The sequence below is a fragment of the Paenibacillus sp. R14(2021) genome (assembly GCF_019431355.1).
Classification (GTDB): domain Bacteria; phylum Bacillota; class Bacilli; order Paenibacillales; family Paenibacillaceae; genus Paenibacillus_Z.
This window is the reverse complement of sequence record NZ_CP080269.1, coordinates 798786-811496: the sequence shown is the minus strand read 5'-3', so window position 1 is coordinate 811496 and position 12711 is coordinate 798786. Positions and strand designations below refer to the sequence as shown.

The following is a 12711-nucleotide window of genomic DNA, read 5'->3' as shown; positions in this document are numbered from 1 at the left end:
ACACTCCTTTTGTGACTCTATATATATAAACAAATGGGTCGAGACGTTGTCCTCAACCCATTTGTGAACCAATTTAACAAGGCGGGGATTATTTTACACTAAATTCATTACCATTTTCTAGTGGGTAGAAATTTACCATTAAGTGTAAGGACTACGCGGTCTCCTCTTGGGTCTTCTTTTTTCTCAATACCCAACTCGAAATCAATGGCACTCATGATCCCCTCACCAAACTTTTCTTGAATGAGTTCTTTGATCGTAGGACCATAAACTAATACCATTTCGTATAATCTGTATAGGAGTGGGTCAGTAGGAGGCATTTGCATGGTATCTCCTTTGTGGGGAATCAGGGTTAAAGCCTGAATGACTTCCTCATCCAACTCTAAAAGTTGACCCACTTGTTCTGCTTCTGAACGAGTCATAGTAGCTTGTCCCAATAAAGCTGTAACGATCCAGCTTTCTGAATTTTCTCCTGCCTTCGCAATTTCGTTCCACGTTAAACCTTTTGCTGCTTTTGCCTCGAGAATCTTTTGAGTTGCTTCTTTTCTATTCATGTATAATAACTTCCCTTCATTTAATATTATATGATGATTATTTATTAATTAATATTCAAAGTTAATTCTTTATACCCATCTACGATTACATCTAATTTACCTGTATCTGGTGCGATAGCAAGGCCATGTACAGGAACGTCTTTAGGAATTAAAGGATGATTCCGAACCAGTTCAATATTCGCTTTAATGGAATCAACGACATTATCGAATCCGAATAACCATTTGTGTAGATCAATTCCGGCATACTCGAGGGCGGACAAAATTTCCGGTGTTGCCACTCCGCGGTCTAACATTTTTTGAAGTGTCCCTTTTGGATTACTTTGACTCATCCCGCAACCATGATGCCCAATAATGTAAATTTCATCAGCATTTAGTTCATATACAGCAGTAACAATACTACGCATAATACTTCCAAATGGATGAGTAATTATTCCGCCTGCATTTTTGATGATTTTAGCATCGCCATTGTGTAAATCTAACGCTTTAGGCAGCAGTTCCACCAATCGAGCATCCATACATGAAACAACAACCATTCGTTTTTTTGGTATTTTTGTTGCCGCATAGGGTACATATTCTTTGCTCTCTACAAAATGTTCATTGTGCTTCAGAATTTCTTGCAACTGCATGCATATAACCTCCTTTTAAAATTTATAAAATATTTTTGTATTCCTGCCTGCTCCTCTGTGCTATATATAAATATAGCTGCTCGACAAGTTGGTGTAAGAGGATATAACTAAGTATAGTGACGATTACTAATGAACAAAATAAGTTGATGAAACGGTTTTCTGCTTCCAAGTTTCATGATGAAAGGATTAAATAATGATGATTGATAATGTGGATCTCCAGATACTGGCTTTATTAAAGGAAAACTCAAGAATACAATGGAAGGATATTGGTAAAGAAATACACATGACTGGGCAGGCTGTGGGAAATCGTATTCGAAGGTTAGAGGATTTGGGCGTTCTTGAACAGTATACGATTGGGACAAATAAGGCGAAACTTGGACAGCCTGTCACTGCATTTATTACTGTTTTCGTGGACTCGGCCAATCATCCAGCATTTCATACGTTTTTCAATACGGAAGAGGCGATTTCCGAAGTACACCGGATCAGTGGGGATGGATGCTTTTTGTTGACCGCACACTTCGCCTCGAATGAAGAAATGCAATTACTTCTTGACGGCATCTTAAAATATGGCAACTATCGTGTTAACCTATCCATTGGAAAGTTAAAGTCCTAAAGCTGCCGCCGGCAGACTGCTCCAAAGCTTACTTATATAGGGAAATGCGGATTTACAACGTTAAGCAAATAAAAAGCCCAATTTCCTTTCATACGAAAAGGAAATTGGGCTTTGCTTATTCAACAATCGCGCCCGATGATTGAATAACATGGCCGCCCAGTGGTCCCGTCTGGCAGCCGGACGCACTCACATTTAACCGATATTGAGCAGAATGTTACATAGTTGTTCTGGCGTTGAATAGAACGGCGAATGATCTGTATCCAACGTGAATACTTCCTTGCAGGGAGATGCGGCTTGCATTTGCCTCTGCATCTCGATTGGTATGGCATGATCGCGAAGGCCTTCAATGTAGTATCGAGGGACTTGACCAAAATTTTGTTGCGTCAGGCTCACGGGTGTCACAAATGGACTCGTGGCTTGCACCTGTAACCGAGATACAGCCGCGGTTATATCCTCATCTAGGCAATTGTTGTAGAACGTATCCTTTGCTTTGTCTGCGGGAACGGTAATTGTGCTCCCATCTTCAGAGACTCGCATATTGGGATTAGGCGGGATCACGAGCATGTTTTGACCATTTTGTAATAGAAATGCGGTTAAATAAACGAGCGATTTAATTCGATTCGGACGGTACTCGGCTGCTTGCGATACAACAATCCCGGCCATGCTGTGTCCGACTAGAATAACCTCTTCGTCAAGTCCATCAATAGCAGCTACCACACGATTTGCATACACGTCGAGCGTTACCTCTGAAATTGGCGTCTGGTCTTCTCCGTGTCCGGGTAAATCGATTGCAATTACACGATGACCAGCGGTTTCTAACAAAGGAACGATTTTTTCCCAGCACCAAGCTCCGTGCCAGGCGCCGTGAATGAGCAGATAAGTAGACAACGAAATCACCTCTAACTAATTAGTTGTAATACGATAAGGCAAAATTTATGATGCAAGCTTCTTCTTTGTTTCCGCTTGACTAGTCAAAATGCCGCTGGATACAAAATAGAACAACGCACCGGCAAAGCAAAGCGCCGCAAATATGGAGACACCGACAAAACCGTTAAAAGTCGCATAAATCAAGCCTGCAATCCAAGAACCGACTGTTGTCGCAGCATACATGATCGAATTGCCCAAACTAGAAATCGTGCCGCGGATCGTCGGATTTAAAGAAGTCAGAGCACCCATGATTAACGGAAAGGCGATCCCCATGTTTAAGAATATGAAGAAGTAAACACCATCGAAAGCTGCAACCGAGGGCATGAAAGGCAAAACGATAAAACATCCAGTGGCGAGAAGAAAGCCCCCAACCAAGGTGTTGAAACGATTGAGCTTTTGAATCACATACGCACCGCCAAAGCTCCCCACCAGATTACCGACACCTAGAAAAAACATGACGTACCCCACGTGATCAACCGAAAGCTCAAAGCGGTCCGTCGTCCATTTTCCAATGAAAGCAAAGGCAGCCATGAATCCGCAATTAAACAAGAAATGCCCAAGGAAAGCTCTTCTCGCGATTCTGCTGGTCAACAACGGGATATATCTTTTCAATATCGGCAGCCTCGTTCTTTGGTCTTGGTTCGGTTTCATCGAAGGCAACGTGTAATGGATAAATATCGACACCCCCAGCGAACATACGCCGATTACATAAAAAGGATAAGACCAATGGGTTGAAGCGAGCAGACCTCCAATCGGTATCCCGAATGCTTGGGCAGAAGCTAAGCCCGCCATTACAATTCCGAATACTTTGGCGTTCTTGGCCGCAGGAAACAAAACCGGAATGGAAGCCCAGACTTGAGGCGATGTAAACGCTGCGCTGATTCCGGCCAAAAAACGAAATAAGAACATCGACCAAAAGCCTGTGGCAAAGCCGCATAAAATGGTGGAGATCGAAAAACAAAGCATGCCGTAAAACATGACTTTTTTGCGATCCCATCCATCGGAGAGCGGTCCGGCAATCAGTGCAAATATGGAATAACCTAAAGCATAGGCTCCCACCATCCAACCGGAAATTTCGGTCGGGATATCAAACAATTTCTGAAGAGTAGGGATTAGCGGCGAAATCAGAAATGTATCCGTACCGATAAAAAACATGATCATGAATAATAAAGCTGTTAACTTACCCAATTTGACTCACCCTTTTTTAGTTTTGTATTTCAATAAATATTGAAATAGTGAACAATAAAGAATCTTGTTATTAAACTCACTTAATCAATTTGACTCACCCTTTTGTTAGTTTAGTAATTCAACAGACTTTGAACTAATGAATAAAAAAATAGAAGCCGTCAACTTACTTCCCCAATATATTCACCCTTTCCTGTTAGTTTAGTAATTCAATAACTATTGAAGTTCATTGAACAAAAAAAGACATTACTTCTACAACGTATCCAGAAATCCAGGCAAGTAAGTGTGAAAGGTCTCCAAATTGATGATCATATACCTTGTTTGCGCTTCCTTTCGTACCGTAATCAATTTCGCCTCCCTTAATGTACGCAAATGATAGGAATTATTCGATTTTGAAGTACCATGAATGTCGTTCACTTCTCCGCAATTCATCTCCCTCATATTGGCGTATAGACCTCGAATGATTTCCAATCTTGTTTCATCAGCTAATGCCTTAAATATTCTGGCCCTGTGCTCATCATTCATTATTTTTTCAGTAGTCATAAAATCATTGTACTAAAAAATCAAAATATATCAAGACCTCCAGAGATAAAGAAAATGAAGCTAGTCGGGAATGAGATAGAGTTCGTGTCAAAATCGGAAATGGGATAGAATTTCTTGTATCAAATTTGACAAGGACTTTTACCCCATTACACAAAAAAAGCGTGAATTACGCGGCCTCTAATGAGATGAGACAATGTTATTGTCAGCCGACACCTGTCATTATTATTCCGCCATTCCCGCCAAGATATCTTGAAACAACTTGATGGCATCCGCCTTGCTTTCTTCCCCTAGATCATCCCTGATCCACACGTTTCGAGCACACGCAATTAGATCCTGAAGGACCCTTTCTAAGCGGTAGTAGGTGAGCACCTTCTCATTAACCTCTGCCGATCCGTACCCCTGAAAAAATGCATGGGCATGTGGATAACTGACAAAGATGAAATCACGCTCTTTGGGAGCGAACATTACCTCATCCCAATCGATTACAAATACTTGCCCAGCCTGATCTCGGATCAAATTGGCTGGATGCAGATCCGCGTGACAGATTACATACGGGATTGCTTGCGATTGGAGCTCCGCAGCCAGCTTTTCCAATGAGGTCAACTTCATGTGTATCGTCAACCTATGCTCTACCCAAGATGCATGAAGTGTACGCTCCAATGTAGTTCCGCCTTCAACGCGTGCAAGTTGATCCTCAAAGGATCGTATCCATCGAACATATTCCGTCGGATCAAAGGTCTCCAGTCGGAGCGACTTAAATCCTTCAGGCGGCAAAATGATCTGGTGAATCCGTTTAAAGAGGGTCCCCAACTTATTCCACTGCTCGGCTGACATCCCATTGTAGCTTGACTCCCCGTTGATAAAGGGATAGACAACGACAGTCCAGTCCTCTAGATGGGTCCACAGGGTACCGCTCCTGGCTGAAATGGGAGCAACGACACACGTAATCCCATGATCGTTGAGATATCGGGGAATCAGAAATTGTGGTTCGTATAAAGGCCTAGACGTTACTTTGAGCAGATAGGCAGTTCCCTGCTCGCTAACCACATGGTACACTGCAGAGCTGTAATCAAGTCCCAGCGGAAGAAACTCAAGTGTGGCGGGAGCCAAATCATACTGCTCCTTTAGACAGGAACGAAGGTGTTCCTCTGAAATCGTCGGTGAATTACGCATAGCTCCATTCATCCCTTCCTGAATAGTTAAAAATCTGATCGTTACTGGATATTAGGCAAGATGTTTTTGTCGTCCAACATTAATTTTAGGATCTTCGATCTCGATACCAATCGATCGTGGCAGCTAGTGACTCTTCCAGCGGTGTTGCCCTCTGCCGGAACCGATCCGTAAATTTTCGACTGCTTACTACAAAGTCCTTCTCGAATTGATAATACATCTCGATGCTTTCCCTCGCTGCCGGAATGAATAGCCCGCCAAAGCGCAGCATCCCCTTCCCCATTGGCTTTATCTTTGCATCCACACCAGCAAGCTGTGCGGCCAACTCAACAAATTCTTTCACAGCTATCGCGTCTACATTCGGTACATGCCAGGCTTCGCCATATGCATCCTCTGTTTGTCCAAGCGTAACGAGCGCTTTCCCGAAATCGTCAATGAACGTAAATGTATGCTTCCGATCGGGTTCACCTATTACAGACGCGGCCTTCCCCCTTAGAAGGGGTTGAAACATTCTTTCGCCAGCGGATGAATCCGTAACGCCGGGTCCGAAGAAATCGGACCCCCGACCAAGGACGGCCTGAAGCTTTCCACGATGGTGCATTTCAAGAAGCTGGTTGGCAAGCATCGCACGGATACGCCCCTTCTTCGTCTGCTCAGCGTAAGGCAGTCCTTCGTGTATTTCACCCTCCACGTCCCCATACATGTACACATTTTCTGCGGCGACCAGTTTAGCACCGGTTATCATTACAGCCGCAATGATATTCTCCTGCAGCCGTTCGAACCTACCCTCCCATTGATGATAAGGAGGCTGTGTACATTGATAGACCAAAGTCGCTCCTTTAATGGCAGCTTTCGCTTGATCAAGGTTCATTAAATCGGCTCTGACAACCGAGATATGCTCGAGCCCGGGCTGCTGCCCGGAGAAATTCACCACCCGAAACGGTTCCTTCCTTTTTCGAAGCTCCTTGATCACCGATCTTCCGAGTGGCCCTGTGCCTAATACGAGATGCATGCTCCCATTCCTCCCTGACTTCATCAGAATGAAACCAGCTTAAACCCTATAGCCACTATAGAGTCAATACCTTCTCCACCGGAATTTGAAGCTCCACGATAAACTCATGGGGATCGCGCATTTGACTCAAATCAACGACATACTGCTCTATGGCGGGCCCGCATTCAGAGTACCCGTGTCGGCCCATCCAATCCAAAAGATGGCGGTACACTTTTTTGCAAGACTCTTCGTTAGGCGGGCCGCTGTAGGTTGCTGTAATATAATCGCCGCCAGGCAGCATCCGAACGAAGGGGGAATTTAGAGCATTCGCAGATAGGGGAATACAAACCTCAATATCCGAATCGGTTCGGTCGAACGTTAGCAAATTTTCGTGATAGATGCTCATGATTTGCCCCTGTGCCGTCAATCCATGAATGTCCAGCTTATCAAACAGCTGTGTAAAACGAACAACAGACGCCTCCATTCCGCAAACTGCCCGCTTTCTCTCGAATGCGATCATGCGGTCAGCTAGGCGTTTCAATTCAATCAGGACGCCTTCCCCTCCGGAATCAAGCTTTTCATTGAGGCTTCTCAGACTGTCCAATTGACTGATCCGGTTCTCTATCGAAGCATGCGTCAGTTGAAGTCGTTGGATTTCCTTAAGCGTTTCTTGTTTCTTCCCCTCCAAAGCTGCTGATAGTCCGTCCAGGCCTGACTGTTTCAATATGCTTGAAATCTCCTCAAGCGAGAAACGAAGACGCTTCAAATCCTGCACAATTTTTATCAGCAAAATGTCCATATTCGAATAATAACGATAGTGAGTAATGGGATCCGTCCGGCTCGGACACACCAGCCCAATGTTGTCGTAATATCGCAGCGTCTGGATGGAAATTCGACCTATCCGTGACACGTGCCCGATCGTATAAGATTGATCATTAGCCATAAAACAGCTATCACCTCTCCTGAGTACAAAGATACGATATCTGATAAGAATGTTCCAAGGGTATGACTGCGTTGTACGAACAAAACTAAGTTATTCCTTTTCTGAAGCAAAGGCTGTCGAGAAAATATCGACAGCCTTTGGCGCTTTTGTGTAAGTTGGGGATGTAAACTTTAACTAAACTCCTGTTGCCGTTAAACGTTTTTTAACAAGTCTAATACATTATTAAAATGAATTTCACTCAAATGTTCGATGACCTCTTCAACTACCAAATGCTCTGATTCTGAAATCCACATACAAATCACGCCTACTAACCCTGAAATAATGTACTCTAATCCAACTTTCATTTTCTGATTTTGATTATAATCACCAATACCGGAAAGAATAAAATCTTTTAATGCTTCTTTTAAATGGGTTGAGAAGTTAGGTTGACCATTCTGACTAAGCATCGTTCTCATGAAAACAATGTTGTCTTCTATGGCTTTTAACATTTCCTTTAAGCTTGAGACAAACATTTCCTTATCTATAGCATGGATTTCTCGATCTTTTATATCCAAGTTAAAGCAAACATTTATTCTTTCCATGCTTTCCTGACATAAATACTCCATCAAATCAGGCTTGTCCATATAGTGTAAATAAAAAGTATTCCGATTTATCATGGCTTCGTCGGCAATGTCCTGTACGGTTATCCGTTCGTAGCCTTTCGTTTGAATAAGCTTCAAGAAGGCCTCTTTAATGGCTTTCCTTGTTTTTAGAATACGTAGGTCTACCTTGTCTTTACCCATTTGCAAACGCTCCATCCAATAAAGATAATGGTCACAATAAGAAAATGTGACTATTAATTATCATTTAGTTAAATATCGACCATTGAATGGTTTAATTCTACGTTCTACAATTAAAAACGTCAAACGCTTTCAAATTGCATTATTGGACTATCCGCCATTCCAATCTTCATGCTGAATTGCCACCAAAAGAAATTTCGTTGGTCATTAAAGGAGGAAAAAATGATGTCGTTAGAGGTTTTACAAGCAAAAATAGAATTAAGAGAATTAGTTGATGCTTATGCAAATTTGACAGATGAAAAAAACATTACAGATCAGATGCTTTTATTTACGCCAGATACTAGGTTTAAGGTTTATATGGGCAGCCAATTGGTGTCTGATGTTATAGGAACAAAACAATTAGAAGAGGAATTTACAGGTCACGCTTCTATTGTGAAACGTTATTTTTCCATTAACGGACAACACGTTGTGAAAGTGGATGGCGATACTGCAAGAGGTGTTGTACATTCTCAAATAAAAATGGTGAGAGAAGAAGATGGTAAAGAAGTTATCACTGATTATAGCGTTAAATATGATGACACATATGTGTGTCAAAACGGAACTTGGTTAATAAAGGAACGTGCTTCTCATTATATAATTATAGAGGCAAGAAAATTACATGGCTAATACTTGGAATCGCGCCTGTAATAAAAATCGTATTGCCTGTACGCTTCATTTTGTAAAACCACTACCTTCGGGCCGATCTTTATGTTCTAATTCGTTTATGGAGCATTTGAAGTCCATAGACGAAAGTAGCGCTCCATTCCTAGCAGCAAAAATGTTTCGAAGTAACCGGGACCAATCATCCACATAATGCTGAGTGAAGGCTACCGAAACAGTCGGTAGCCTTTGTCATAAACTAAACTATATATTGAAACTAACTAGCCCCGACTAATTTCTTATCGTCCCTATAAGCGTGCTTACGCCTTGTGATTGACTCGGCGCGCAAGCCAAATGTACTGGCCGAGGGGAGTCGCGGGGATTCCAACCAACGCCAGCTTAACTACATCGCTTGGCCTTGATTCACAGGAGGCATCTCCGAATAGGTCTTTTGGCAAACCATGTTCGAAATGCGAGGCACATATACCATTTCCCCCGCTTTTAATTGGCTCGGGTTGGAAAGATGCGAATTGGCCTCCTCCAGAATCTGATGGGGAATGTTATATTTGTGACCTATTGCGGCTAGCGTGTCTCCCGGTTGCACTTGGTGCTGCGCGAATAACATGTCATCCGACTTTCCGTCTCTAAAGAAAGGAAAGAAAAACGGGGAAAAGAAGAAGAACGGAAACAAGAAACGGTTTGGGAAAAAGGGATGTGGGAAAGGTCGAAAAAAGGGCCGCCCGAAACCTCCACCAAATCCACCGCCAGGGAAAAAACCACGATCCATAAAATAACCTCCATGTAAATAGTCATTTGACTAATAGGATATTGCTTAAGGCATGGACGCGTTACAATTCGATTCAAAATGAAAACAAATTCCTTTGCTCGCGGCGGTGACGACGATATTGTACAAAATAAGAACTTGATCCCATAACGCCAAAGAGCCGCGATTTTCGCGGCTTTTAATGAAATGATGATCTTGTCTCAATTATATGAGAATGCTGAACGACATCGCCTTCTTCGCGTGGTCGACTCCTTCATGGGACGTCAACTGCCCGCCAGCGCTTGAGGTCGTTACAACATTGCAGTTATGGAAAGAGCTGTTTATTCGGCTTCCTCGCGAAGCGATGTCAACGGCTTTTTGGCAGGGCCTTCGACAACTTCGCCCGTGTACGAGAACCGAGACCCGTGACATGGGCAATCCCACGTGCGGTCGCCGTCGTTCCAGTACGTTTCACAGCCCATATGCGTGCAGGTCGTATCCACGAGGTGCAGCGTTCCGTCCGCCTCTCTGTAAGCCCCTGCGCGTTTACCCCGTACGCGGACGACAGCCCCCTCCCCTGCGGCGACGTCCCCAGGATGACGATGCACTAATTCCAGCTTGCCGGCGATCAGGTGCTTCGCGACATCGGCGTTTTCCTTAACAAACGTCTTGATGTCCGGGTCGGCATGCAGCCGCGACGGATCAAATAGCTCCTGGTAAGGGTCCTTCTCGCCCAGGATCCTGTTCGTCAGCAAGATCGCCGCCGCTGTTCCGTTCGTCATCCCCCATTTCCGGTACCCGGTCGCAACCCAGATCCGGTCCGACGCACCGTTGATACGGCCGATATACGGCAGCTTGTCCAAGGTGACCAAGTCTTGGGTCGACCACCGGTAGGCGATTTCCTTCACCGGGTACAACGATTCGGCAAAGTCGCGCAAAGCCTCGTAGTGCTCGAATGTGCAGGCGCTCTGCCCCGCCTTGTGGCCATCGCCGCCGATCAGGACGAGCGGTTCCTGCTCGTCGTGAACAACCCGGATAGACCGCGATGGCTGGTCGACCCCCAAGTACATGCCGCCCTCGTATTTCCGTCCGATGCGTACGCCTAGCACGTACGAGCGTTCGGCATGCAAGCGGGCGAAATAAAAACCTTTCCAATCCGCGAACGGAAAATGGGACGCCGACACAACGTGCCGGCAACGGACGCGGTGGCCGCGGTCGGTCAACACGACGGGCTCGTCCCCGTCTTCGACCTTCATGACGGTCGTTTCCTCGAACAACTGGGAACCCGAGGCGACGATCCGATCGATTAACGCCATTAAATAAGGCAAGGGATGAAACCGGGCTTGACGCTCCATCGCCAGCGCAGCCTTCACCTCAAGCGGCAATGCTATGCGGTCGGACAGTGCTCCCGGGATGTCGAGCTTCCGGTACGCTTCCAGCTCCCGCTCCAGCTTGGTTGCACCCGCATCAGACTGCGCATACAAATAAGCTGTCTCGTCTGCCAAGTCACACGACACGTTCAATTCCGATACGGTCTTCCGCACGAACGCCAGCGCGTCCCGGTTCGCTTCGTAGTACTGCCTAGCCTTGTCTTCGCCGAAATGCTGAATCAATTCATCGTAAATCAAATCGTGTTGCGCGGTGATCTTGGCCGTTGTGTGGCCGGTCGTCCCGTTCAGTACGCGTCCCGCTTCCAGGACGATGACCCGCTTGCCAGCCTTGGACAGCAGATAGGCCACGGTAATGCCCGTGATGCCTCCGCCTACGACGACGACATCGGCTTCATCGTCTGCGCCAAGCTTCGGAAAATCCGTTTCCGGGACGGAAGCGATCCAATAGGACGCCGGAAACTCAGGAAGTTGTTTCATTCGTAATCACTCCTTCTTCGTTGCAAGAACTTCTGCGTCTAGCATCCCTCGGGATGCGCGATTCCATTCCTTTCCTTTCCACGTCTTGCACGATTGCTGACAATGACCCGTGATCGGCGCTCATTCTACCGTCAAGCGAATCAGCCGGCTCGCGCCCCATCTCACCAACAAGAAAAGCGCGTTTCCCTGTGCCTCGGAAACACGCCTATCTTTAAAAATGATATTCGATTGTTCGCACAGCCCGTTACAGCATATAAGCTGTCGTCGAACCGTGTAAACGACTCGCCTTACTGGCAGGCTACTGTGAGGTCCTACCCGTCAAGCTATTCTCAAAGACGTCTATAATAAAGAGAAAATGTTCAGCCTCACGGAATACATGATCAGCTAATAGCGGATGGATGATACTTTTTATTCGGCAAGCAGCGATTAAATCCCGAGCGGTTTTTTTAAAGTCACGTAACGATTTGACTGAAACCCTATTTTGATCAAGAAATTGGTCAAGAAGCGGTACCGTTTGCGATTGGGGTCGCATCGATTCCAAATCTCTGGCTTGAAACAATAATTGGTCGAACTCTTCGCTAAAATTATTCGCCTGATCGATTAATTTTCTTTCTGATGGATCCAACAAATGGCTGATAAATTTGGCATGGTCGGCCATGATCCTCAAAAAGAATACATTTTCGTCAATGATCGCATCGGGAAGAGGTTCCAATCTCCCTGTATTCAATTCGGTTAACCGATTTCTAAAGTAATTAGCCTCCCTGCTCACGTGGTCGACCAACAAAGGAAAATTGTTCGCCCCAGGCAGTTTGCATGTAAGGATGAGACCAAGTACTTTTCGTTTGAATAACCAGATATGAGAAACAGCGTTGTGGACTTCGGCATTGAACCGTTTTATGGTATTCGGATCTGTTCCCAGTGTAAAATGGTTTGCGCGAGACTCAATGTTTTCAAAAATCGTATAAAATTGATTGGCCTCATTGATAAGCAAGGTATCTTCACATCGAAATCCGAGTCTCAAGAATAAGGAATGTTCCTTCATAATGCGCGACCAGAACCTTACCTCTTCAAGTGAACGTGCCACAAACGCATCCGACAATCCAATCCCTCCCT

Annotated in this window: 14 protein-coding genes; 2 read left to right on the top strand and 12 right to left on the bottom strand. The window is 45.0% G+C overall.

Features of this window, described 5'->3' with window-relative positions; translation table 11 throughout:
- Nucleotides 1-107: 107 nt before the first annotated feature.
- Entirely contained in the window at nucleotides 108-551 is a 444-nt protein-coding gene (cynS, locus tag KXU80_RS04075; RefSeq protein ID WP_219837009.1) for a cyanase, read from the bottom strand.
- Between the two features lie 44 nt (nucleotides 552-595).
- Nucleotides 596-1177 (bottom strand): beta-class carbonic anhydrase, encoded by a 582-nt coding sequence (locus KXU80_RS04070; protein ID WP_219837008.1) that lies wholly within the window; start codon nucleotides 1175-1177, stop codon nucleotides 596-598.
- A gap of 196 nt (nucleotides 1178-1373) precedes the next feature.
- On the opposite strand from KXU80_RS04070, the gene KXU80_RS04065 reads away from it, so the two are divergent.
- On the top strand, nucleotides 1374-1790 hold the full coding sequence (locus KXU80_RS04065; RefSeq protein ID WP_219838859.1) for an Lrp/AsnC family transcriptional regulator: 417 nt from the start codon (nucleotides 1374-1376) through the stop codon (nucleotides 1788-1790).
- Nucleotides 1791-1982: 192 nt separating this feature from the next.
- On the opposite strand, the gene KXU80_RS04060 is transcribed toward KXU80_RS04065, so the two are convergent.
- From KXU80_RS04060 to KXU80_RS04030, 7 genes are all read right to left on the bottom strand, one after another.
- Nucleotides 1983-2678: an alpha/beta fold hydrolase gene (locus tag KXU80_RS04060; protein ID WP_219837007.1), complete on the bottom strand. Its 696-nt coding sequence runs from the start codon at nucleotides 2676-2678 to the stop codon at nucleotides 1983-1985.
- Nucleotides 2679-2723: 45 nt separating this feature from the next.
- Nucleotides 2724-3905 carry an MFS transporter gene (locus tag KXU80_RS04055; RefSeq protein ID WP_219837006.1) on the bottom strand — a complete coding sequence of 394 codons (1182 nt, stop codon included), beginning with the start codon at nucleotides 3903-3905 and terminating at the stop codon, nucleotides 2724-2726.
- Nucleotides 3906-4154: 249 nt separating this feature from the next.
- Nucleotides 4155-4427, bottom strand: coding sequence for an ArsR/SmtB family transcription factor (locus KXU80_RS04050; RefSeq protein ID WP_374987772.1), 273 nt, complete (start codon nucleotides 4425-4427; stop codon nucleotides 4155-4157).
- A 240-nt stretch (nucleotides 4428-4667) separates the two neighbouring features.
- Nucleotides 4668-5618: a phosphotransferase enzyme family protein gene (locus KXU80_RS04045; RefSeq protein ID WP_219837004.1), complete on the bottom strand. Its 951-nt coding sequence runs from the start codon at nucleotides 5616-5618 to the stop codon at nucleotides 4668-4670.
- Nucleotides 5619-5703: 85 nt separating this feature from the next.
- Nucleotides 5704-6588 carry an NAD-dependent epimerase/dehydratase family protein gene (locus tag KXU80_RS04040; protein ID WP_258171239.1) on the bottom strand — a complete coding sequence of 295 codons (885 nt, stop codon included), beginning with the start codon at nucleotides 6586-6588 and terminating at the stop codon, nucleotides 5704-5706.
- Between the two features lie 94 nt (nucleotides 6589-6682).
- Nucleotides 6683-7549: a MerR family transcriptional regulator gene (locus KXU80_RS04035; protein ID WP_219837003.1), complete on the bottom strand. Its 867-nt coding sequence runs from the start codon at nucleotides 7547-7549 to the stop codon at nucleotides 6683-6685.
- A 191-nt stretch (nucleotides 7550-7740) separates the two neighbouring features.
- Nucleotides 7741-8331 (bottom strand): TetR/AcrR family transcriptional regulator, encoded by a 591-nt coding sequence (locus tag KXU80_RS04030; RefSeq protein WP_219837002.1) that lies wholly within the window; start codon nucleotides 8329-8331, stop codon nucleotides 7741-7743.
- 219 nt (nucleotides 8332-8550) lie between these two features.
- On the opposite strand from KXU80_RS04030, the gene KXU80_RS04025 reads away from it, so the two are divergent.
- Nucleotides 8551-8994, top strand: a complete 444-nt coding sequence (locus KXU80_RS04025) for a nuclear transport factor 2 family protein (protein WP_258171238.1) — start codon at nucleotides 8551-8553, stop codon at nucleotides 8992-8994.
- A 376-nt stretch (nucleotides 8995-9370) separates the two neighbouring features.
- Here the strand turns inward: KXU80_RS04025 and KXU80_RS04020 are convergent, their stop codons facing one another.
- From KXU80_RS04020 to KXU80_RS04010, 3 genes are all read right to left on the bottom strand, one after another.
- The gene (locus tag KXU80_RS04020) at nucleotides 9371-9754 is read right to left on the bottom strand and encodes a LysM peptidoglycan-binding domain-containing protein (protein ID WP_219837001.1); all 384 of its coding nucleotides are present in this window, start codon (nucleotides 9752-9754) and stop codon (nucleotides 9371-9373) included.
- Between the two features lie 317 nt (nucleotides 9755-10071).
- Entirely contained in the window at nucleotides 10072-11598 is a 1527-nt protein-coding gene (locus KXU80_RS04015; RefSeq protein WP_219837000.1) for an FAD-dependent oxidoreductase, read from the bottom strand.
- Nucleotides 11599-11896: 298 nt separating this feature from the next.
- Nucleotides 11897-12697, bottom strand: a complete 801-nt coding sequence (locus KXU80_RS04010; RefSeq protein ID WP_219836999.1) for a DUF2935 domain-containing protein — start codon at nucleotides 12695-12697, stop codon at nucleotides 11897-11899.
- Nucleotides 12698-12711: the final 14 nt, after the last annotated feature.

Excerpts from the sequence above, each read along its gene's own strand:
- cynS (WP_219837009.1), bottom strand. The coding sequence starts at position 551 with ATGAATAGAAAAGAAGCAACTCAAAAGATTCTCGAGGCAAAAGCAGCA.
- KXU80_RS04070 (WP_219837008.1), bottom strand. The coding sequence starts at position 1,177 with ATGCAGTTGCAAGAAATTCTGAAGCACAATGAACATTTTGTAGAGAGC.
- KXU80_RS04065 (WP_219838859.1), top strand. The coding sequence starts at position 1,374 with ATGATTGATAATGTGGATCTCCAGATACTGGCTTTATTAAAGGAAAAC.
- KXU80_RS04050 (WP_374987772.1), bottom strand. The coding sequence starts at position 4,427 with ATGAATGATGAGCACAGGGCCAGAATATTTAAGGCATTAGCTGATGAA.
- KXU80_RS04045 (WP_219837004.1), bottom strand. The coding sequence starts at position 5,618 with ATGCGTAATTCACCGACGATTTCAGAGGAACACCTTCGTTCCTGTCTA.
- KXU80_RS04035 (WP_219837003.1), bottom strand. The coding sequence starts at position 7,549 with ATGGCTAATGATCAATCTTATACGATCGGGCACGTGTCACGGATAGGT.
- KXU80_RS04030 (WP_219837002.1), bottom strand. The coding sequence starts at position 8,331 with ATGGGTAAAGACAAGGTAGACCTACGTATTCTAAAAACAAGGAAAGCC.
- KXU80_RS04025 (WP_258171238.1), top strand. The coding sequence starts at position 8,551 with ATGATGTCGTTAGAGGTTTTACAAGCAAAAATAGAATTAAGAGAATTA.
- KXU80_RS04020 (WP_219837001.1), bottom strand. The coding sequence starts at position 9,754 with ATGGATCGTGGTTTTTTCCCTGGCGGTGGATTTGGTGGAGGTTTCGGG.
- KXU80_RS04015 (WP_219837000.1), bottom strand. The coding sequence starts at position 11,598 with ATGAAACAACTTCCTGAGTTTCCGGCGTCCTATTGGATCGCTTCCGTC.